The organism is Corynebacterium sp. TAE3-ERU16, from assembly GCF_019209935.1.
GTDB lineage: Bacteria > Actinomycetota > Actinomycetes > Mycobacteriales > Mycobacteriaceae > Corynebacterium > Corynebacterium antarcticum.
Window position 1 is genome coordinate 361,421 of the sequence record NZ_JAHUTN010000001.1, and the last position, 17,864, is coordinate 379,284.

At 63.4% G+C, this 17,864-nt stretch carries 32 protein-coding genes and 1 pseudogene; 30 read left to right on the top strand and 3 right to left on the bottom strand.

Annotated features, from left to right (window positions below; all coding sequences use genetic code 11):
• Nucleotides 1–99 precede the first annotated feature (99 nt).
• The 28 genes and pseudogenes from KRX55_RS01545 (at nucleotide 100) to KRX55_RS01680 (ending at nucleotide 13,566) form a co-directional block, all read left to right on the top strand.
• Nucleotides 100–462: a hypothetical protein gene (locus tag KRX55_RS01545; protein WP_218406091.1), complete on the top strand. Its 363-nt coding sequence runs from the start codon at nucleotides 100–102 to the stop codon at nucleotides 460–462.
• Nucleotides 459–677, top strand: a complete 219-nt coding sequence (locus tag KRX55_RS01550) for a hypothetical protein (RefSeq protein WP_218406092.1) — start codon at nucleotides 459–461, stop codon at nucleotides 675–677. The genes KRX55_RS01545 and KRX55_RS01550 overlap by 4 nt, the downstream gene beginning before the upstream one ends.
• 333 nt (nucleotides 678–1,010) lie before the next feature.
• A complete protein-coding gene (locus tag KRX55_RS01555; protein WP_218406093.1) occupies nucleotides 1,011–1,466 on the top strand; it encodes a hypothetical protein in 456 nt (151 codons plus the stop codon).
• Nucleotides 1,435–1,563 carry a hypothetical protein gene (locus KRX55_RS11750; protein WP_255567450.1) on the top strand — a complete coding sequence of 43 codons (129 nt, stop codon included), beginning with the start codon at nucleotides 1,435–1,437 and terminating at the stop codon, nucleotides 1,561–1,563. Before KRX55_RS01555 ends, KRX55_RS11750 begins: the two co-directional genes overlap by 32 nt.
• A 34-nt stretch (nucleotides 1,564–1,597) precedes the next feature.
• Complete coding sequence (locus tag KRX55_RS01560) at nucleotides 1,598–2,386, top strand: hypothetical protein (RefSeq protein ID WP_218406094.1); 789 nt, start codon at nucleotides 1,598–1,600, stop codon at nucleotides 2,384–2,386.
• A 50-nt stretch (nucleotides 2,387–2,436) separates the two neighbouring features.
• Nucleotides 2,437–2,607, top strand: a complete 171-nt coding sequence (locus tag KRX55_RS01565) for a hypothetical protein (protein WP_218406095.1) — start codon at nucleotides 2,437–2,439, stop codon at nucleotides 2,605–2,607.
• Nucleotides 2,600–2,806 carry a hypothetical protein gene (locus KRX55_RS01570; protein WP_218406096.1) on the top strand — a complete coding sequence of 69 codons (207 nt, stop codon included), beginning with the start codon at nucleotides 2,600–2,602 and terminating at the stop codon, nucleotides 2,804–2,806. Before KRX55_RS01565 ends, KRX55_RS01570 begins: the two co-directional genes overlap by 8 nt.
• Nucleotides 2,799–3,032, top strand: a complete 234-nt coding sequence (locus KRX55_RS01575; RefSeq protein ID WP_218406097.1) for a hypothetical protein — start codon at nucleotides 2,799–2,801, stop codon at nucleotides 3,030–3,032. The genes KRX55_RS01570 and KRX55_RS01575 overlap by 8 nt, the downstream gene beginning before the upstream one ends.
• Nucleotides 3,025–3,315 (top strand): hypothetical protein, encoded by a 291-nt coding sequence (locus KRX55_RS01580; protein ID WP_218406098.1) that lies wholly within the window; start codon nucleotides 3,025–3,027, stop codon nucleotides 3,313–3,315. The genes KRX55_RS01575 and KRX55_RS01580 overlap by 8 nt, the downstream gene beginning before the upstream one ends.
• A 26-nt stretch (nucleotides 3,316–3,341) precedes the next feature.
• Nucleotides 3,342–3,644: a hypothetical protein gene (locus KRX55_RS01585; protein WP_218406099.1), complete on the top strand. Its 303-nt coding sequence runs from the start codon at nucleotides 3,342–3,344 to the stop codon at nucleotides 3,642–3,644.
• Nucleotides 3,641–4,270, top strand: coding sequence for an HNH endonuclease (locus KRX55_RS01590; protein WP_218406100.1), 630 nt, complete (start codon nucleotides 3,641–3,643; stop codon nucleotides 4,268–4,270). The genes KRX55_RS01585 and KRX55_RS01590 overlap by 4 nt, the downstream gene beginning before the upstream one ends.
• Complete coding sequence (locus tag KRX55_RS11995) at nucleotides 4,249–4,992, top strand: DNA cytosine methyltransferase (RefSeq protein ID WP_218406218.1); 744 nt, start codon at nucleotides 4,249–4,251, stop codon at nucleotides 4,990–4,992. Before KRX55_RS01590 ends, KRX55_RS11995 begins: the two co-directional genes overlap by 22 nt.
• Nucleotides 4,973–5,431: a hypothetical protein gene (locus tag KRX55_RS01600; protein WP_218406101.1), complete on the top strand. Its 459-nt coding sequence runs from the start codon at nucleotides 4,973–4,975 to the stop codon at nucleotides 5,429–5,431. The genes KRX55_RS11995 and KRX55_RS01600 overlap by 20 nt, the downstream gene beginning before the upstream one ends.
• On the top strand, nucleotides 5,428–5,808 hold the full coding sequence (locus KRX55_RS01605) for a hypothetical protein (RefSeq protein WP_218406102.1): 381 nt from the start codon (nucleotides 5,428–5,430) through the stop codon (nucleotides 5,806–5,808). Before KRX55_RS01600 ends, KRX55_RS01605 begins: the two co-directional genes overlap by 4 nt.
• Nucleotides 5,805–6,290 carry a class I SAM-dependent methyltransferase gene (locus KRX55_RS01610; protein WP_370625725.1) on the top strand — a complete coding sequence of 162 codons (486 nt, stop codon included), beginning with the start codon at nucleotides 5,805–5,807 and terminating at the stop codon, nucleotides 6,288–6,290. Before KRX55_RS01605 ends, KRX55_RS01610 begins: the two co-directional genes overlap by 4 nt.
• Nucleotides 6,291–6,295: 5 nt before the next feature.
• A pseudogene (gene dnaB, locus KRX55_RS01615) lies at nucleotides 6,296–7,609 on the top strand (replicative DNA helicase); the annotation flags it as partial.
• A gap of 12 nt (nucleotides 7,610–7,621) precedes the next feature.
• Nucleotides 7,622–8,191: a hypothetical protein gene (locus tag KRX55_RS01620; protein WP_218406104.1), complete on the top strand. Its 570-nt coding sequence runs from the start codon at nucleotides 7,622–7,624 to the stop codon at nucleotides 8,189–8,191.
• Nucleotides 8,188–8,538: a hypothetical protein gene (locus KRX55_RS01625; RefSeq protein ID WP_218406105.1), complete on the top strand. Its 351-nt coding sequence runs from the start codon at nucleotides 8,188–8,190 to the stop codon at nucleotides 8,536–8,538. Before KRX55_RS01620 ends, KRX55_RS01625 begins: the two co-directional genes overlap by 4 nt.
• Nucleotides 8,535–8,831, top strand: coding sequence for a hypothetical protein (locus KRX55_RS01630; RefSeq protein WP_218406106.1), 297 nt, complete (start codon nucleotides 8,535–8,537; stop codon nucleotides 8,829–8,831). Before KRX55_RS01625 ends, KRX55_RS01630 begins: the two co-directional genes overlap by 4 nt.
• Before the next feature lie 20 nt (nucleotides 8,832–8,851).
• Nucleotides 8,852–9,727 carry a hypothetical protein gene (locus KRX55_RS01635; RefSeq protein ID WP_218406107.1) on the top strand — a complete coding sequence of 292 codons (876 nt, stop codon included), beginning with the start codon at nucleotides 8,852–8,854 and terminating at the stop codon, nucleotides 9,725–9,727.
• A complete protein-coding gene (locus KRX55_RS01640) occupies nucleotides 9,720–9,989 on the top strand; it encodes a hypothetical protein (RefSeq protein WP_218406108.1) in 270 nt (89 codons plus the stop codon). Before KRX55_RS01635 ends, KRX55_RS01640 begins: the two co-directional genes overlap by 8 nt.
• Nucleotides 9,982–10,509 (top strand): single-stranded DNA-binding protein, encoded by a 528-nt coding sequence (locus KRX55_RS01645; RefSeq protein ID WP_218406109.1) that lies wholly within the window; start codon nucleotides 9,982–9,984, stop codon nucleotides 10,507–10,509. Before KRX55_RS01640 ends, KRX55_RS01645 begins: the two co-directional genes overlap by 8 nt.
• 879 nt (nucleotides 10,510–11,388) lie before the next feature.
• Entirely contained in the window at nucleotides 11,389–11,763 is a 375-nt protein-coding gene (locus KRX55_RS01655) for a hypothetical protein (RefSeq protein WP_218406111.1), read from the top strand.
• Nucleotides 11,753–12,007, top strand: coding sequence for a hypothetical protein (locus tag KRX55_RS01660; protein ID WP_218406112.1), 255 nt, complete (start codon nucleotides 11,753–11,755; stop codon nucleotides 12,005–12,007). The genes KRX55_RS01655 and KRX55_RS01660 overlap by 11 nt, the downstream gene beginning before the upstream one ends.
• Nucleotides 12,000–12,446: a dUTP diphosphatase gene (locus KRX55_RS01665; protein WP_218406113.1), complete on the top strand. Its 447-nt coding sequence runs from the start codon at nucleotides 12,000–12,002 to the stop codon at nucleotides 12,444–12,446. The genes KRX55_RS01660 and KRX55_RS01665 overlap by 8 nt, the downstream gene beginning before the upstream one ends.
• A 178-nt stretch (nucleotides 12,447–12,624) precedes the next feature.
• On the top strand, nucleotides 12,625–12,852 hold the full coding sequence (locus KRX55_RS01670) for a hypothetical protein (RefSeq protein WP_218406114.1): 228 nt from the start codon (nucleotides 12,625–12,627) through the stop codon (nucleotides 12,850–12,852).
• A complete protein-coding gene (locus tag KRX55_RS01675; protein ID WP_218406115.1) occupies nucleotides 12,849–13,220 on the top strand; it encodes a hypothetical protein in 372 nt (123 codons plus the stop codon). Before KRX55_RS01670 ends, KRX55_RS01675 begins: the two co-directional genes overlap by 4 nt.
• Nucleotides 13,221–13,395: 175 nt before the next feature.
• Nucleotides 13,396–13,566 (top strand): hypothetical protein, encoded by a 171-nt coding sequence (locus KRX55_RS01680; RefSeq protein ID WP_218406116.1) that lies wholly within the window; start codon nucleotides 13,396–13,398, stop codon nucleotides 13,564–13,566.
• Nucleotides 13,567–13,869: 303 nt separating this feature from the next.
• Here the strand turns inward: KRX55_RS01680 and KRX55_RS01685 are convergent, their stop codons facing one another.
• Together KRX55_RS01685 and KRX55_RS01690 are read right to left on the bottom strand one after the other, a co-directional pair.
• Entirely contained in the window at nucleotides 13,870–14,547 is a 678-nt protein-coding gene (locus KRX55_RS01685; RefSeq protein ID WP_218406117.1) for a hypothetical protein, read from the bottom strand.
• A 252-nt stretch (nucleotides 14,548–14,799) separates the two neighbouring features.
• The gene (locus KRX55_RS01690) at nucleotides 14,800–15,294 is read right to left on the bottom strand and encodes a hypothetical protein (protein WP_218406118.1); all 495 of its coding nucleotides are present in this window, start codon (nucleotides 15,292–15,294) and stop codon (nucleotides 14,800–14,802) included.
• 106 nt (nucleotides 15,295–15,400) lie between these two features.
• Between KRX55_RS01690 and KRX55_RS11760 the strand changes: the two genes are divergently transcribed.
• Nucleotides 15,401–15,817, top strand: a complete 417-nt coding sequence (locus tag KRX55_RS11760; protein ID WP_255567452.1) for a helix-turn-helix domain-containing protein — start codon at nucleotides 15,401–15,403, stop codon at nucleotides 15,815–15,817.
• Entirely contained in the window at nucleotides 15,817–17,055 is a 1,239-nt protein-coding gene (locus KRX55_RS01695) for a PBSX family phage terminase large subunit (protein ID WP_370625726.1), read from the top strand. The genes KRX55_RS11760 and KRX55_RS01695 overlap by 1 nt, the downstream gene beginning before the upstream one ends.
• Here the strand turns inward: KRX55_RS01695 and KRX55_RS01700 are convergent.
• On the bottom strand, nucleotides 17,039–17,722 hold the full coding sequence (locus KRX55_RS01700; protein WP_218406120.1) for a hypothetical protein: 684 nt from the start codon (nucleotides 17,720–17,722) through the stop codon (nucleotides 17,039–17,041). The two genes, KRX55_RS01695 and KRX55_RS01700, sit on opposite strands and share 17 nt — an antisense overlap.
• Nucleotides 17,723–17,864 lie beyond the last annotated feature (142 nt).

Genomic DNA, 17,864 nt, shown 5'->3' on the forward strand with positions numbered 1-17,864 from the left:
CTGGCTAGACATGCGTACTAGCGCGCATTAATGTTAGTGGCAGAGCGGGACACATACCGCCGAGGGGCTGCAACCCCGAACACGTTGAAAGGAACCAACATGACCACCATCACGAAGTTCACCATCGAACAGGTGAACGAGCGCCTGGACAAGATCGTCGCCCAGTTCGCCGACGTCACCACCAAGCCCGCATACGACGACAGCGCTGAACTCCGCACCTTCGACGATGGGGATACAAGGATCTGCGGATACCGCAATCGCGTCGCAGGAGACATGTACATCTCCGTTTCAATCCACCAGAAGCCCGCCGACGCCACCCACGACAGCGCTCAGGTGACCATCTACCGGGTGGACGATGAGGGGCATTTTCATCGCGGCCTCGAGGGCTGGACCGAGGACGAGATCTTCCCTGATCGGCATCTCGCTGCCCTCAAAGCGTTCATCACTGGGGGTGCGAAGTGAGCCGCCACCGCCGCCCCGCAGCACAGGACACCCCGTTCGAGATGTGGACCCTCGTGGTCATCCTCGCGGCCCTCGCGGTCCTGATCCCCACCGCCGTCATATTCGGCCTCGCGAACACCCTCGGGTGGGTCCCGGCGATCCTGATCCCCGCCGCATCCGCGGCAGTTGTCCTGGCGCCGCGCTACATACACCGCCCCCGCCACGCCGCCGAATAGGCAGCCCGCACCGGTAGCCCCGGGGTTCAACTCCCCGGGCGGGCACCAGCCCTCACGGGCCCAGATGTTTGAGAACTCGATAGCGATGAAGCCTCCACCGGAGGATATTTACCCACCCTGACCTGCACGGTCGGGGCAAAACCGGGGCCGCGTTGACTTGTCCGCGGACCGACGTATGGGGCGCTGGAACCGCCGAACAGGCGAGGGAACGAAACGGTGGAGCACGAGGGCACGTCTGGCGACATTGCCGGGGTTCGATTCCCCGGGTGCCCACCAGGCCCACAGGGCCACCGACCACTAGCGCCTGCAAGCGCACGACAGAAAGGGACCGATATGAAGCACACAACGGAATCGCTGTTAGACGCGATACGCGAGCAGTTCCCCGGGGGCCGAATCAGGTACTCGGTTGACCCGTTCACCGACGACAAGGTTCTCACGGGCACGACGTTCATAAACGCGGTCAGGCACGACGAGCGGGCGCTGCACTACAGCACCCACACACGCGAGTTTGATCTGGGTGACGGCCGACGGCTTGCCGTCCATGTTGGGCTCGCATCTTCTGACGACGACTGGGATGAAATCGTCGCACGTCAGATCAGGGTTTACCTGATGACCATGGAGGACGGCAGGCAGCGCACTGACCGCTGGATCTACGGGAACCCGGCCCGTCCGTTGACCATCGCGGATGTGAGAAAAGCGGTCGAACGAATCATCGAGATTCTCGAGAACCCCACCCCCGACTCCGAGGACACCGAGAATGGGCACGCCCCTGTGGGAGGAACCCGCTGATGACCGCCCCGACTATGACGCCGAAGAAAACGCCGACCAGGCCCACTGGGAGTGGATCTACGAGGTACGGAAAGACCACGGGCATTACGTCACCTGACGTATGCGCCCACATCAGGTGCGACGAACCAGCCGTGTTCACCACCGGACTATGCGAGCAGCACCACACCGAGATCATGTCGATGCTCCGCGTAGACCCCGGGCCCACGATTAACCGGATCCGCCGGATGCACGACCTCGGGATCTGTTACGACGAGATCGCCGACTCGGCTCACCTCACTACTCCGTTCGTCGAACACTTCGGGGAGGTGAGGCCCCGGGCCCGGATCGCGTGGGCTGTCGCCGCCGCCATTGAGCAGGTGCGGTTGGTGGAGCCGTGGCCCGCTGTCCGCCGGGTCCGTGCTCTACTCGCCGCCGGGCACCCGCTAGATGATCTAGCCACCGAGATAGACGTCGAGACTGAGCGGGTCCTGATCCTCGCGGAGAATGGCCGCCCGGCGATCACCGAGGACCTGGACCAGCGGATCCGTGGTGTGTACCGCGCCCGTGAGGCGGATCCGGTGTCGCCGCCGGAACCGTGGATCGAGGCCCGCCGGTGGCCGGTGCCGTTCATGTGGGACAACATCGACGATCAGGCTGAGCACCCGATGGCTTCGGCGTACGCGGTGCCCTGCACGCCCGTGTTCCGGGTGATCGTCGCGGCGGTGCTGGATTCGTATTCGTCGCGTGAGGCCGCGGGACGGGAGCTGCGCATCAAGCCGTACACGTTGCAGACGATCACGGCGGGGACTCGGCGTCAGCTCGCTACGGGTTCTGCGTCCCGGTTGTTGCGGTGGTGGTGGGTGCGGAATCACTCGCTGCCGCGGGTGGAGGGCCCGGCGATGGTCGGGGCGTCCCCACTCGCAAAGGAGGGCGACCAGTGAGAACGCCTCACAAAAGGCACAGAGACGGGGTGATGTGGGAATTACCGACAGTGCGAATCTGGGCACCAGACCCCGGCGAACCACGACGTATGCAGCTGATCGTCGATGACGACGAACCGACCGACCGCGAAGTCACCTTCCTCACCATCGACGCCGCCCGCGAACTCCGAGACTGCCTCGACGCAGCAATCACCTACGCAGAAGGGGCTGCGGATGTTTAACGGCCCCATCTACTACCCCGACCCCGCTGACCTCACGATCAAGTGCCGCGGGCTAGAGGCGGCCACCAAGCGGGGCGAGGGGATTATCACCCTCCGAATCGGTGACCGGGCCACCCGCATATCGGCGTTCGACGCCGGGGTGCTGGGGATCCAGCTCGCCCGACTCGCCGCACACACAGAAGGAAAACACAGTGACTGACAACGAACGCAGGAAAGCCCTGTACCCAAGTTTTGAAAAGCGGTGCAATGACGCCTTGAACCAGGTCATAGGTCTCTGCGAGGACGTCGACGCGGCCGCCGAACGAGGCGAGATCAAAGTGCGGACAGTACGCCGCCTACAGAAAGCCTCCACACTCCTCATGGATGCGCTACTTAACTTCGATGAGCAGCCCGCGGCCTCCAAGAACGGGGAAACCGATGCCTAGCGATCTGACCGGGATCCGCGCCCTGATCCGCGCGAAGTACCGAGCCCAACGCCTCACCATGTGGGGACACACCGCAGTCGCCGCCGGCGCCGGGTTCTCAGCAGGGACCATCCTCACCGGACACCCCAACAACACCGCACTCACCGCCGCCGCCATGTTCACCCTCGCCGCACTGTGCGCCGCATCAGCGTTCTACACGAGGGCAGACAGGATCCGCAGAGCCATCAAACGGCACGAGATGGCCGAAGCGAAACGCCGCCACCCCGCGGGAGGCCGCCGGTGACCAGACGCCGAAGCACACGCACCCCCATGAAGACGAAGATCACCGACCTCCTCAGGGACAAGGGCGGCCGCTGGACCACCGCCAGTGAGCTCGTCGATGCACTCGATGTTCTCGCTCGCGACCACTACACGACTCGTGACACGTTCCGGCCGGCCTACTGGTCCGGGCCGAAAGCAACAGCAGTCCTGCAGACCGCCGCCGGGAACGCACCCCGCATCAGGAAAGACACCCGCGAGTCCCTCACTGAGGACGGCCTCCTCGACAAGGACGGCCTGCTCACCCACAAGGGGTGGGCCGCCGTCGAATACATCAAAAGGACCCAGAGGTGACACTCCGCATCGGGTCCATGTTTTCGGGCTACGGCGGCCTGGACCTCGCCGTGGAGCAGGTGATGGACGCGGAGCCCGCATGGTTCGTGGAGTACGACGCCGCCCCCGCGAAAGTCCTCGCCCGCCACTGGCCCGGTATCCCCAACTTCGGCGACGTGACACAGATTGATTGGGAAGAAATGGGAAGAAAACCAGACCTAGTTGGAACCCAACGTATGTACGACCTCTACTGCCAGGGCATGTCTTTGGAACAGGTCGCAGCCCGTGAGGGCGTCACCAGGCAGACCGTCTACACCAGATTCAAACGGCGAGGGCTCGACCTCCGCCCCAGAAAGCCCGCCCTCCCATCCGTGATGTTTCAGGGGCGTCGCTACACCATCGGGGTCAACGGCTACTACCGCGCCACGGAAGGGGACCGAGAGCTTCTCCACCGCGCTGTTTGGAAACACCATCGCGGGGACATTCCCGACGGTTGGGATGTCCACCACATCGACCACGACAAGACCAACAACGCGGTGGAGAACCTGCACTGCCTCAGTAAAGCCGACCACGCTGCTTTGCATGCGTCGGAAAGGGGTGATGCCAGTGATAGCCGGATCGACGTATTGACCGCCGGCTATCCGTAGCACCGTGCCAGCCGTTCAGCGCCGCAGGGCGCAGGAAAGGAACCGATGACGAAAGACACCTATGGCCCTACGTGTGCGACGCAATTCGCGTGCTACGACCCCGGTACGTCGTCCTGGAAAACGTGGCCGGCCACAGGTCTCTGGGGCTCGATACCGTTCTCGGAGACCTGGCCGAAATCAGGTATGACACGCAATGGTGCAGCCTACGAGCTTCCGACGTCGGCGCCCCACACCATCGGGAAAGGTTGTTCATCCTCGCCACTCCTGCCGACGCCGACCGCGTCGGACTGGAAACGCAGCGACTCGCCAGCCGACCGGCGCCGCCGCTCACCTGGGATCACGACGGTCACGACCCACTGGGAGGGGCTGACGCAGCCACCGACGTCGAGCACGAACTTCGCTTGCGATGGGGAACAACTGCCGACGCCATAGCCCACTGGGCACGCATCCACGGCGAACCACCCCCCATCATCGTCGACCACATCGCCGGCTACGCCCACGAAGCCATCCTCGGGCACCGATTCCCCGACATACGGCCCGGCATAAACCCCGCGTTCGTGGAGTGGATGATGGGCCTCCCCGAAGGGTGGGTCACCGAAACCCCCGGGCTCGGGCGCTCCGACCAGCTCAAATGCCTCGGGAACGGAGTGTGCCCACCCCAAGGAGCAGCCGCCATCCGCCACCTACTCGAAAGGACCACACATGGCCCGCACTCTCGCTGATCTCCCGATCGACCAGTGGCGCGGCCTATACATCCGCGACCCCCAGGGCCGCCAGGGGCAGATCTGCCTTAAACCTCGCTTGGAGCGCTACGGGCTGCTGCTCGTCTGGTACACCCTCCGCGCCAGCTTCTACACGCGACCCCGCGGCCTCTATGCCCTAACCCTCCGCCCCGGCGAATCCCGCACCATCCCCATCATCGACGACCCCGACGGAGACACCATGACCAGCACCGACCCCGCCGAACACCGACGCGCCGCAGACGCTGCTTTCGCCACCGCCGCGGCCATCAACACATACGTGGACGCCCTGATGACGCTCAGAAACCCCGACAGTAGACACCTCATGGAAGAACTCGGCTCCTCCGCCGACCGCTACCAGCACTACGGTCGCGGCCACCTCCGCACCGCCCGCCAACTCGAACAGGAGGCCACGGAATGACCACTCGGCTTGAGATGCCCGGTGGCCAGCGCCTCGGGGCATGGGTGAAAGACCCCCACGGGGAGATCGGGTACATCACCGGTTTCTACGGCAGCGACGTGCACGTCGTGTTCCCGGAACTCGGGCACATCGTGGAGATCTGCGACCTCGCGGAACTCACCCTCGTAGACCGCCCCCGCGTGGACCTCCCCGGGGTCGGGGAACCCGCCGGGCACTGGGAATACGAGGCGTTGACGCTATCGACCCGCGACGGATCAGTGATCGGTGGTGGGTCGTTCGGTGATGCCAGTGAAGCATGCGCGGCGTTCGTGCGCGACACGCCACACACCGCCATGCGCCGCCGGTGGGTAACCGACTGGGAGCAGGTGGAACCGTGAGTGCCCCCGTTCTCGACGTCACAAGCGGAGCCCGGATGATGTGGTTCGACCCCGCCGATGGGCGAGCAATCTTCGCCGACAACCGGCAAGAAACACACACCCTGTGCGACGGACGCACACTCACCATCGACCCGGATGTGTGCTGCGACTTCCGCGCCCTGCCCTTCCCCGACGACACCTACCGACTGGTGGTTTTCGACCCGCCTCACCTCGAAAAACTCGGCAAAACATCCTGGACACACGCCAAATACGGAGCACTGTTCCCGACATGGCGTGACGATCTCGCCGCAGGTTTCCGCGAGTGTTTCCGGGTATTGAAACCGGGAGGAACGTTGATCTTCAAGTGGAACGAGGTTCAGATACCGACGAGCACAGTTCTGTCTCTAGCACCGTGCCCGCCACTGTTCGGTCACCGGAGCGGTAAGGCATCACGCACTCACTGGGCTGCGTTCCTGAAACCAGAAACAGAGGTGGAGTCGTGACGGGCCGTCCGCCGCCTCATGACCCGGACGCCGAACAAGGAGTCCTCGGAGCGCTACTCCTCGCACCCGACACCGTGACACAGGTCGTTGACCGGCTCGAACCCGGGGACTTCTACCGGCCCGCGCACCAGATCATCTACCAGGTAGTGCTGGATCTGTTCGGCTCGGGTGAGCAGATCGACCCGATCATCGTGTCGGGCCGCCTGGACCGCGCCGGCGACCTACAGCGTGCTGGTGGCGCCCCATACCTGCACACGCTCATGGAGTCCTGCCCATCCCCGGGGCACGCCGCCCACTACGCGCAGATAGTCGCCGAGAAGTCGTTGCTACGCCGTGTGATCACCGCAGGGCAGGAAGTCATCCGGCTCGGCTACGACTCAGGCGACACCGAACCCGACAAGATCCTGGACCTCGCACAACAAGAGCTGTTCTCCATCTCGCAGCGGCGGGCCACAGCCGAATACGTACCCCTCGCCGACCTCGTACAACCCACCATGTTGGAGCTCGAGGACCTGCACCGCAACGGAGGACTCGCCACCGGCGTCCCCACCGGGTTCACCGACCTCGACCAGCTCACCAACGGCCTCCACGGCGGGCAGATGATCATCGTCGCAGCCCGCCCTGGCGTGGGTAAATCGACCCTGGCGCTGGACTTCATGCGCTCGTGTTCTATCGCCCACGGGAAACCCTCGGTGCTGTTCTCGTTGGAGATGTCGAAGTCGGAGATCGTGATGCGGCTGCTCTCGGCCGAGGCCGGCGTGGATCTTGCCCGCATGAGGTCCGGGCGCATGACAGACCGCGACTGGGAACAACTCACCCGCCGTGTTCCCCGCGTCGCGGACGCTCCCCTGTACATCGACGACTCCGCGACCCTGACGATGATGGAGATCCGGTCCAAAGCCAGGAAACTCGCACAACAACAGGACCTCGCCCTGGTGGTCGTGGACTACCTGCAGCTCATGAGCTCAGGTAAGCGCGTCGAGTCCCGGCAGCAGGAAGTGAGCGAGTTCTCCCGACAGCTCAAACTCCTCGCCAAGGAGATCGACGTCCCCGTGGTGGCGATCTCGCAGCTGAACCGCGGCCCCGAGTCACGCACCGACAAGCGCCCCCAACTAGCGGACCTCCGCGAATCCGGGTCCCTCGAGCAGGACGCCGACATGGTCATGCTCCTATACCGGCCCGACTCGCAGAACCGCGAGGATCCGCGCGCCGGCGAGGCCGACATCATCCTCGCCAAGCATCGCGGCGGCCCCATCGGGACTATCCCCGTCGCCCATCAGTTGCACTACTCGCGGTTCGCCGACATGGCACGCGGGTGAGAAAGGAACACCATGAAAGCCACACCAATCCAGCACGATCTTGTCACCGGCGACGGCCCGGAGCCATTCCAGGTCAGCCGCGTCATCTGGAAACGCGACGACGGTACCCGATTCCTGACCTGCTCACTCGTGTGCGAGGCCATGAGCTTCACCGTGGCGATGACGGTGCGCCGCCCGGAGCAGGTCCTCGCACTGGTGCCCGGCCCTGTACGCCACGCGGACGCCGTCAGGGCCGCAGGGTACGAACCGGCCCGAAGCCCTGGGGCTCCCCGCCGCCACCGTATGTGCCCCGACGGTGGGTTCACGGAGGTGGATCGGCCCCGCCCGATGCTGACCGCCGCTGACCTGGACCCGGCTGATCTGCTCGGCGCCGTCGTGATGGATGACGCCGACCGCGGCCCCGGGTACATCGCAGTCCACGACCCGGACGAAGGGATGTGCGTCATCATCCACCCGGACACCCGCGGGGTGTCGATTTACCGGCAGGACGCCTTGCGGTACCTGATCGTGCTTGATGCCCCAAGAGTGTACGTGCCTCGCACACTCGCAGCCCCCTACAAAGCCAAGAAAGACAACCGATGAGTAACGACCCCGCCGAATCGGTGACCGTGATTAAGAACCCGCTCTGGTGCTGGCCCATCAAGTGTGACACCTGCGGAACCCCACCCACCGGTGACTTCTACCTGCAGGATTGGACAAACGAGTGCACCGGTGGACGGCTGCTCACCTTGTTCTGCACCGACTGCTACCACGCCACCGAATACGTCCCCGGCCCCCCCGCCGAACCTGCCGACACCCGCCGCGCCCTCACCCAGTGGGCCGAGGGTGTCATCTCTCACGCTGAGGCTGGCGACCCCACCGACCCCGATGAAGAAGCCGCCGCGGACGCCTACCTGGCCCGCGCACTCACGAAAGGAGCCACACCATGACCAGCACCTACCCTGCGGAGCACGCCCCGTTCCCGGACTTGCACGGGGACTTCACCACACGCATGACGACTGCATACGCCTGGCGCTGCCGGGAGGTAGAGCACCTGAAACCGTACCTGCCGGACGAACCGATCCAGAACGTCGAGCGCGGTGACCGGCACGAAATCGTGCATCTGCACCCCGACCTCGCCGGGTTGACCAAGGACCAAAAGATCGCCATCGCCGCACCCGGCGAATGCTACTTCGGCGCACACCTCGACTCGCCCACCGCAGTACACCTCTACACCGACTAGACCGACTAGAAGGACCACCCATGACGCTCACACCACAGGAGGCCCGCGAACTCCTCGCAGACCTCGAAAAACCCGCACTCGAACGCGAAGCACGCGAATACCGCGTAAAGACCCCAGCCGGTACCAGCTGGGGAAACAGCATCCACGCCAGCTTCTACGAGGCCGCCGCCCACCTCCCCGAACTCCTCCGCTTCTACGCCGACAACGCCCCCGACGAGAAGCCCCGCACACTCGCTGATCTCCCAGAAGAGCAGCGGATCGGCGCTCGCATCGAGGACCCGCAGGGGGATAAGGGTGAGATCGTCGGAATTGAACCTAGGCCCAGCGGGAGGTACTGCATCAGATTCGACCATGCTCCGCAGTACATCTATCACCCGTGGGGCCCTGAGGAACTGACGGTGCTCCCCTCCACGAATGCGGAGGAGGACCCCGACGAGAAGCCCCGCATCCTCGCAGACCTGCCGGTGGAGCAGTGGCCGGGTACGCGGGTTGCTGACCTGGACGCCGACGAAGGCGAAGCACTCGGAAGACTCGACTGCAGCGATACCGAGTGCTGTGTCCGCTTCGACCGCAGGCCGACGGAGGTCTACTCCTGGTCAGCGCGGGATCTCACCCTCGTGGACACCACCAGCGCTGAGGACACCACCGTGGAGTGCGGCACCGAGGAGATCACCGGCCCCAGCACCCTCGCGGACCTGGACGTCGACGACTGGCCCGGCTGCTACATCGAGTACGACGACGGCAAGAGCGTCAAGATCACCAGAGCCACCAACCTCCCCAACGGGACCCACTGGATCCGTGCACGCCGCGGCCAGATCACCTACGGCATCCCCCTCACCACGACAGAAGCCGCACGGACCCTCATCCTCGGGCGGGGCAGTGATCGCGGTGAGTAGCCGGAAACCGACGCGCCCCCACCGGCGGCACACTCAACGCCGCACCAACTCGGAAACCCTCGCCGTGTTCGCGGACCTCCTCCGCGCCACACCCGGCCAATGGCTCCCCATCCCCACGAAAACCACCCACCCCTCCAACCTCGTCAACGTCCAACGCCGAGGCATGAACCCCCACCTCCCCACCAGCGAGTTCGACACCCGCGTCGAGAACCACGTCGCCGTCGCCCGCTACAACCCCCGAAAGGACACCCCTCATGGCTGAGGAAACCACCATCACCGTCGTCGGCAACCTCGTCGCAGACCCCGAACTCCGATACACACCCGCCGGCGCCGCCGTCGCAAACATGCGCGTCGCCTCCACCCCACGCCGCTACGACGCAGACTCGAAACAGTGGGTCGACGGAGAAGCCCTGTTCCTCACCTGCAACGTGTGGCGACAAGCCGCCGAGAACGCCGCCGAGTCCCTCCACAAGGGCATGCGCGTCATCGTCAACGGGCGGTTGAAGCAACGCACATTCGAGACACGAGAGGGTGAGAAGCGCAGCGTGTTCGAGATCGACGTCGACGACATCGGCCCGTCCCTCAAGTACGCGACCGCCCAGGTGGAACGCTCCACCCGCCCCTCCTCCACCGGCTCCGGATACGGGGGCGCCTCCGGTGGAGGGAACACCAGCTGGGGTCAGGGGAACAGCCAGAACACCGGTGGATTCGGGTCCGAAGCAACAAACAGCGGCGGATGGTCACAGACCAACAAAACCACAGACGAGGAACCCCCGTTCTAACCCCGGATATATTCGAACACCCGTACGAGTCGCCCGAGCGTGTTGTACGATCGGGCCACACGGGCCGAGACGCAAGACCCTCGGGAGATTCGGACGGGAGACCACCACTTGAACGCAGACACCACACCACAAAGAACCGCTGTTGAGCACTATAGGGACGACAACCCGAACGACCCGTACGAGTGCATCACAATCACACACGGCGACCACAGCTTCGACCTGAACAGAGAAGAAGCCACCACGATGATCCGTGATCTTCGACGATCCATCGAACACTTCACCTAACCGTCGGCATGCACCCAAACCACCCCCGATAGTGTCCACTAGACACATACAGCGCGGGTGGTTTTCTCATACCACCCCCACCCCCGACGAGTGCGAGAATGAGATAAACACCCCACCCCGCACCACCGGAGACGCCACCCCTTGTGCCCGACCACAGACGGCCCCCCTGCACGCGAAAACGCGCCTACACAGACCCCGAACACGACCCACAAGCCACCCGCGAAGCGATCCGCACCTGCCACACCTGCCCACTCCTCAAAGACTGCGCACGACAAGCCCTCCACGGAGGCGACAGCCTCGACGGCCACTACACCCGTCCAGCGACCGGAGTCATCCAAGCCGGCATCCACTGCTCAGGCGACGACGCCACCGCAGAAGCCCTCGCCCGCATCGCCGGAGTCGAACGCCCCACATACCGCGACCGGATCCCCCGGCCCGTTCCCCCTCCGAGCTGCCGACGCTGCCACACACCGATGGTCCCCTGGTCCCGCAAGACACTGCCCCCACCGGGGCACGTCATGCACCACGGACGCGGCTACTGCCAACGCTGTCGCGGTGCACATCCCGCTACCATGGCCTGCTCCCCCACTGTCGATGAATGACCGGGGCCTCGGCCGCGGCGCGATGCACGCCAAGTCCGCGAAGAACCGCGAGATCATCGACACCATCCGCTGGCTGGCCCGCTCCCACCGGCTCCCCCAGGGCGCCGCCTACTGCATCGTGCAGCTCCACTACCTCCCCAAGGACAACCGGCGCCGCGACACCGACAACCTCGTCGCCACCCTCAAGCCGATCTGCGACGGGCTCGCCGGCGGCACATCGAAGCTCCCCGGGCACGGCCTCGTCCCCGACGACATCCCCGCATACATGGCGAAACCCGAGCCGATCATCCACCGGCACCAGCGGGGCGAGAAGCCCGCCATGTGGATCGAACTCACCTACTGGATGGAGCACCCGAGTGAGCAGTGAACCCATCGACCTCGACGACCTGGACGGCATCCTCACCCGCGTGTGCGACGCCATCTACCAGGAACCCGGATCAGACGCCCCCGGCACGGTGGATTACGTGCTGGTTACCCGCCGGCACGCGTGCGACGAAACCGAGGAGATCAACCTCGTCATGTCGGACAGTCTGCCGACGTCGACACTGCTGGGGATGCTGCAGCTCGCCGCCCACTGCCACATCAACTCACCGGAGGACCCCGATGCCTGACCTCGCTTTCTACGCTGACCCCGACCTCTACGGCCCCAAAGACCTCCGCCCCGCGCGCGAGGGCGACGCCGGGATCGACCTGAGATCTGCCGCCACCATCCGCATGTCCCTCACACCCCGCACCCGGTTCGTCGACCTCGGCGTCCAGGTCGCCATCCCCGAAGAACACACCGGACTCCTCGCCATCCGATCATCCGCCGCCTCAAAGATGGGCCTCCGCCTCGCAAACGGCATCGGCATCATCGACGCCGGCTACCGCGGCCCCGTGCGTGCACTCATCGACATCCCTGCCCAGGTGGAGATCCAGCGCGGCGACCGCATCTGCCAGCTCCTCGTCTCCCCGATCCCGAAACTGTCGATCACCCGCGTCACGGACCCCGCCGCTCTGGGTGAAACCGAGCGCGGGACCGGCGGCTTCGGCTCCACCGGAAAGAACTAGCCGTGCACATTCTCGTTTCTGGCCCCGTCGGACCCTGGCACAGGTGGTTCGCTTGGCGCCCAGTGTGGAGCAACCAGTACGGCTGGCGCTGGCTCCAAACCCTAGAGCGCGCCCGCTTCTACCCCGAAGGGCTCCCCGCGAGGTGGACCTACCGACTCCCCGAAGACAGGAACCACCAATGACCGGGATATTCGCTGTCGCTGGGGTGCTCGCCGCCGTCACCCTGATCAATGTCCTCTTACTGCTGGAAACCGAGATCCGCATCTTCATCAATGAGAAAGAGACAGGGAAACAGCTTGCCGCCCTGCAGCAACGCACATTCGAGACACGCCCGTTGATCGGCCCCATCGAAGGCGTGATTTTCCACCACAGTGACGAACCACCCACAACAAGGAGCGACCAGTGACCTACGTGAAGCACCCGCCGACCAGTGAATATCGTCGCGCCCATGCCCGTGCGCGCAGGGGCCACATCATCGTCGCCGTGCCGGTACTGCTCGCCACATTCATCACCACATCGGCCACCGCCGCAGCGTACGTCTCTAGTGGGCACGACCGTGGCGACGCCCTCACGACGTTCACCGTCATCGCCGCCGTCACAGGGACGTTCGCCGCAGGCCTCGCGATAGCAGCAGTCGATACGCACGAAAGAGACTTCGAGGAAGTCGCCAGCATCCGCGAAGACTACAACGAGCGGCTGGAACGCAAACAATCGGAGCGGCTGCGATCCCTCGGCCTCGACCCCAACCTCATCAACTACACGAGCGACCAGTGATGAGCAGCTACGGGCCCTGGCACCGCTGGTTTGCTTGGCGGCCCGTGCAGACAGAACAACACGGGCGGCGCTGGCTACGACACGTACAACGCGCCCGCTTCTACTACCCCGATGTTCCAGGCGCACCCGGCCCGGTATGGGCGTACCGGCCCCTCGCCACAGACAGGAGAACCCCATGACCATCACCGTCACCGTCCACTCCCCCCACGGCGGCCCCGACATCACCCGCCGATTCCGCGACTACACACCACCCGACGGCCCCACCCGAACCGCCGCCGAACAAGCCGACGCCTACGAGCAAGCCCGACACGCCGCCGGCTACACCACCACCAGGGGAACCGAATGACACCCGACACCGACGACCTCGACCACTGGGCAGAGATCCACCAGACCCTCCTCCGCGCCACCGGAGGAACACCATACACACCTGCACCGCGAAAGGATCACATCATGAACAGCACCCACATTGCGGCCCGCTACAACGAAACCCCGGAACCATCACCGTCGATAACCGAAACGGTCGAAGCGACACCACCAGCCTAGCCGTTTTCGACTACTAGAATGGGCTACTAGCTAGACGACTAGCCGCTTGGGAATAGACTACCGCCCCGACACTTACACTTGGATTTCCTTAGTCGGTGGTCTTTCCCTATCTGCAGTTGTTGTCTTTTTCGGCTTGTGTTTCTTTGTTAAAACCCTTAAGGCCTACTGGCTTTACTGAACAGTTTTCCACACTTTCGGGACACTCCAGAAACGCCTCACGAGCAATAATCGTTAGATTTCTAATTTCCTGTAGAGCCAAGTCACTCAAGGGCGTCATTGCGTCGGATATATCAACCCACTCTGACCCACCGCGTTTTTGCGCTTCCACCAGCGGCGAGTAGTCTCTCTCAAGCTGTTCCCACAGCGCATACAATTGTTGTCTTACACGATTTTGTGTTATCTCAATATCTAGCAAAACCAATTGATCAACAGCCTCAATATTGAACTTTCTAAGTTCCTCAGACTTAAACCATTTTCCCTCTTTAGTGCCTGCGCTTCCCTGGAAATAAACCGCTAGAATACGCTCACTCGCAAGCTTGGACGACTTGGTAATTTCCCGTACACAATCGGCCACTGCCCGGCGTTGTCGTTCCCAATCTTCACGTTGTAATTGTTCTCGCCGTTCCCGTTCCCGCCGGTCGTCGTCGGCTTTACGCCTAGCATCTTCGGCCACTTGATCTTCACGGCGGCGCCGGTCAGCCGCCTTGTTGTTCCACCCCGTCGCGATAAGCACGCCGATAAGAGCAATGATTGAGACCAATAATGAGACAACACTTTGAGACATGCGACAAGCATAGAGCCAGCCACCCCCACCTACGCACCACCGGTCCCGTTCAACGTCTCAAAACATATTTCTGAACAGCGGGTTTACGTACCATGGCGGTGGCGGTAGCGCACATGGCCTCCCCCACAACGGTTTACACCAATCCACGAATTAGCAACCCTCAACCCCCACCTAGGCGACCATCTACGTAAAACCAGCGCATCAAACGGAGCCCACCCACACGCCCAGCAGCCCCGACATATCCGGAGACAACTAATCCTCACCCCTGGATTTCCCGAAGGGGTTCTTCGACCTAGACGATGGCCCAGGAAGCCACCCAGACCAGTCATGTTCCTCCCCATCAGAGGCAACCCAATAGATATGGATGTCGTCGTACACGCCCAGCCCGCGAGTCGGAATACCGGACAGTATAAAGTGCCCTCCTCTCTCAACCACGGGCTTCTTCGCCCACTCGTGACCGCCAATTAAAACAACCAAGTCTTTTGCAACGTGTCCCGTCTGGTTTATCACTGCGAGCCCTAGCCAGGTCTGCTCCAGCCGCCACAGAGGGGAGATAGCCAGCGACATGCGCTCCTGCGAATCAGCAGCGCGTCTCGCCGCATCCATAGCCTCCTCAGCAATCCGCTCAGAACGCTCTGCAGATGCCTCCGCGGCCTTCGCCCTCCCCCTCGCACTCCACGCCGACCACAACGCCAGCACAAACGACCCCACCGCCACACCCGCAGAAACCCACGCCGGAATATCCATACCCATCAACCTACCCACAACCGACCACACACAAACCCAGCCACAATAAACCCACAAACCGCAACACACGAACGCGCAAAACAACCCACAGCGCGGAAGGAGAACCATGCACCCCAAAGCAAACTCCCGCGCCATCGAACAAGCCGAACGCCGCCGCCAAGCCCTCGCCCTCCGCCTCACCGGCGCCACCTTCGACCAAATCGGCCAACAACTCGGCTGCGACAAATCCACCGCCTACCGACTCATCTCCAAAGAAATCCGCGAAATCCCCCGCGAAGAAGCCGACGAACTCCGCACCATCGAATGCGCCCGCCTCGACAAACTCCAACACGCAGTCTGGCAAGCCGCCATCCAAGGCGACGTCAACGCCGTCGACCGCGTCCTCAAAATCAGCGAACGCCGCGCCCGCCTCCTCGGCCTCGACAACATGAAGATCGACGCATCCATCAACGTTGCCGACGTCATCCGACAGCAATTCGAAACGATGGTCCTCGACACAGACAGCCCAGAGAGCGACGCATAGTGGCCCCCACGGGCCTATCACCACGCCAGAAACTCGCCCTCCGCCGATCCACCGCCGCAGTCAACATCTGGTACGGGTCCGTGCGCTCCGGCAAGACCCACGCGTCCCTGTGGTGGCTGCTCTACAAGATCGCGGGCTGGGACGGGCAGGGAACCGTCCTCGTTGTCGGGCTCACCCTGGGCACGGTGTGGCGCAACATCTTCCGCCCGTTGTTGAGTGAGCCGGCGTTCGCGGCCGTCGCCCCATACATCACCTACCGGGAGAATGGCGGCACCGCCCGGATCTTCGGGAAGGAAATCAACGTCGTCGGCGCGAACGACGAAACCTCCTGGCAGAGGATTCAGGGCATGACCGTGGCGTACTGTCTCGGCGACGAAGCCACGAACTGGCCGCGGTCGTTCTGGGACATGATGATCACCCGCCTGTCGATGGACACCTCCACGATGCTGGTCACCTGCAACCCCGGCCAATCCGCCCACTACCTGAAAACCGAGTGGATCGACAAAGCCGACACAGACCCCGACATCCACGTCGAGAAGCTCCTCCTCACCGAGAACCCCACCCTCCCAGCATCGTTCGTGAAACGTCTCCCCCGCCTCTACACCGGCGTGTTCTACCGCCGCTATGTCCTCGGGGAGTGGGTGGCCGCCGAGGGCGCGATCTACGAGCAGTGGGACCCGACGGCCATGACCATCGCCCCGGAGAAGATCCCCCGGATCGCCCACTACCTCTCGGTAGGGATCGACTACGGCACGAACCACCCCACCGCCGGGTATGTCCTCGCGATGGGTGAGGATCAACGCCTCTACATCACACACGAGTGGTCCCCGAACACGGTGGGCGGGAAACGCCGCCGCCTGACGGATGGGGAGCTCGCGGACTCGTTGGAGACATGGCTGGCTGGGCTACCTGCAGTGCCGCGGGACCTGTATGTGGACCCGGCGGCCGCCTCGTTCCGGGAGGAGTTGAAGAGCCGCCGCCTGCCGAGTCACGCCGCGGACAACGCGGTCGTTGATGGGATCCGCACTGTGGACTCGCTGCTGGTGTCTGGTGATCTGCGGATCAGTACCGAGTGCGGGGAGTTGATTCGGGAGATCCCGGGCTACAGGTGGGACGACAAGGCCGCCGCCCGGGGCCGGGATGCTCCGATCAAGGAGAACGACGACCACTGTGACGCGCTCAGGTACACGGTGCATTCAAATCGGGGCGTGTGGCGGAGGTTCATTCCTCCGGCCTGAGGTGCTTTCTGGCGGCTTTGACTATCTCACCCAACGATTCCTCAAGCACCTCGGGAGGTGGAAATCCACGTTTGAAGGAGTCCTTTGCCTTGTATGCATCCATGAGGTTGTTCTCTGGGTCCCACTCTCCCAGTGCCAAGAACGGGCCCGAGCGTAGAGCCAACATTTTGCACACGACGAATGGTTCATGGAACTCGCGCATTGCCTCCCTTACAACTGGTTCGGATATCTCTAGGTCGAGGGCATTCCAGTGTTGCTGAACCGTACGGTAGAAGTACTCCGCTCCCTTTTGGGTGGGCTGAAACTGTGCGGGTGTGTCTACTGTGAGGGTGTCCGGTTGCGGCGCCGCGTTGTATTCCTTTGTCGCGATATGAAGCGTCTCCATGTATTTGCTGACGAACCTAGCGACCGCGATACGTTGGCGTTCCATCGATCGTTCTTCGCGTTCTTCTGCGCGTTCTTGGTCTCTGGCTTTGAGCTGCTGTGTGAGTAGAGCGTCAGCATGTGCTCTGTCTTTGTTGCGGCGTTCGTCCGCTGCTTTTTGGTCATCAGCTCGGCGGTCGTCCGCTCTTTTGTTGTTGCGGCAGTTGATCCATACGCCGGATCCCACGGATATAAGGCCGACGATGACAGGTCCATATGCGGTTACGAACGTCTCCAAGTCCATGCACTGAGGGTACCGGCCAGCCAGGACAGCACTAAGCCCCCACACCGCTAAGGAGGGCGGAAACGGTGAGGGGGCTCAGGCGATACGACGTTCCCAGTGACCGAATCGTCGCACCACCGAGCATACACCAAACGCGCACCAG

What these genes read in the sequence shown, in the direction of transcription:
- KRX55_RS01635 (WP_218406107.1), top strand. Translation starts at nt 8,852, where the DNA reads ATGACGCTCACACCACAGGAGGCCCGCGAACTCCTCGCAGACCTCGAA.
- KRX55_RS01645 (WP_218406109.1), top strand. Translation starts at nt 9,982, where the DNA reads ATGGCTGAGGAAACCACCATCACCGTCGTCGGCAACCTCGTCGCAGAC.
- KRX55_RS01655 (WP_218406111.1), top strand. Translation starts at nt 11,389, where the DNA reads ATGAATGACCGGGGCCTCGGCCGCGGCGCGATGCACGCCAAGTCCGCG.
- KRX55_RS01570 (WP_218406096.1), top strand. Translation starts at nt 2,600, where the DNA reads ATGTTTAACGGCCCCATCTACTACCCCGACCCCGCTGACCTCACGATC.
- KRX55_RS01665 (WP_218406113.1), top strand. Translation starts at nt 12,000, where the DNA reads ATGCCTGACCTCGCTTTCTACGCTGACCCCGACCTCTACGGCCCCAAA.
- KRX55_RS01600 (WP_218406101.1), top strand. Translation starts at nt 4,973, where the DNA reads ATGGCCCGCACTCTCGCTGATCTCCCGATCGACCAGTGGCGCGGCCTA.
- KRX55_RS01605 (WP_218406102.1), top strand. Translation starts at nt 5,428, where the DNA reads ATGACCACTCGGCTTGAGATGCCCGGTGGCCAGCGCCTCGGGGCATGG.
- KRX55_RS01545 (WP_218406091.1), top strand. Translation starts at nt 100, where the DNA reads ATGACCACCATCACGAAGTTCACCATCGAACAGGTGAACGAGCGCCTG.
- KRX55_RS01620 (WP_218406104.1), top strand. Translation starts at nt 7,622, where the DNA reads ATGAAAGCCACACCAATCCAGCACGATCTTGTCACCGGCGACGGCCCG.
- KRX55_RS01680 (WP_218406116.1), top strand. Translation starts at nt 13,396, where the DNA reads ATGACCATCACCGTCACCGTCCACTCCCCCCACGGCGGCCCCGACATC.
- KRX55_RS01685 (WP_218406117.1), bottom strand. Translation starts at nt 14,547, where the DNA reads ATGTCTCAAAGTGTTGTCTCATTATTGGTCTCAATCATTGCTCTTATC.
- KRX55_RS01690 (WP_218406118.1), bottom strand. Translation starts at nt 15,294, where the DNA reads ATGGATATTCCGGCGTGGGTTTCTGCGGGTGTGGCGGTGGGGTCGTTT.
- KRX55_RS01670 (WP_218406114.1), top strand. Translation starts at nt 12,625, where the DNA reads ATGACCGGGATATTCGCTGTCGCTGGGGTGCTCGCCGCCGTCACCCTG.
- KRX55_RS11750 (WP_255567450.1), top strand. Translation starts at nt 1,435, where the DNA reads ATGGGCACGCCCCTGTGGGAGGAACCCGCTGATGACCGCCCCGACTAT.
- KRX55_RS01580 (WP_218406098.1), top strand. Translation starts at nt 3,025, where the DNA reads ATGCCTAGCGATCTGACCGGGATCCGCGCCCTGATCCGCGCGAAGTAC.
- KRX55_RS01625 (WP_218406105.1), top strand. Translation starts at nt 8,188, where the DNA reads ATGAGTAACGACCCCGCCGAATCGGTGACCGTGATTAAGAACCCGCTC.
- KRX55_RS01700 (WP_218406120.1), bottom strand. Translation starts at nt 17,722, where the DNA reads ATGGACTTGGAGACGTTCGTAACCGCATATGGACCTGTCATCGTCGGC.
- KRX55_RS11760 (WP_255567452.1), top strand. Translation starts at nt 15,401, where the DNA reads ATGCACCCCAAAGCAAACTCCCGCGCCATCGAACAAGCCGAACGCCGC.
- KRX55_RS01585 (WP_218406099.1), top strand. Translation starts at nt 3,342, where the DNA reads ATGAAGACGAAGATCACCGACCTCCTCAGGGACAAGGGCGGCCGCTGG.
- KRX55_RS01555 (WP_218406093.1), top strand. Translation starts at nt 1,011, where the DNA reads ATGAAGCACACAACGGAATCGCTGTTAGACGCGATACGCGAGCAGTTC.
- KRX55_RS01630 (WP_218406106.1), top strand. Translation starts at nt 8,535, where the DNA reads ATGACCAGCACCTACCCTGCGGAGCACGCCCCGTTCCCGGACTTGCAC.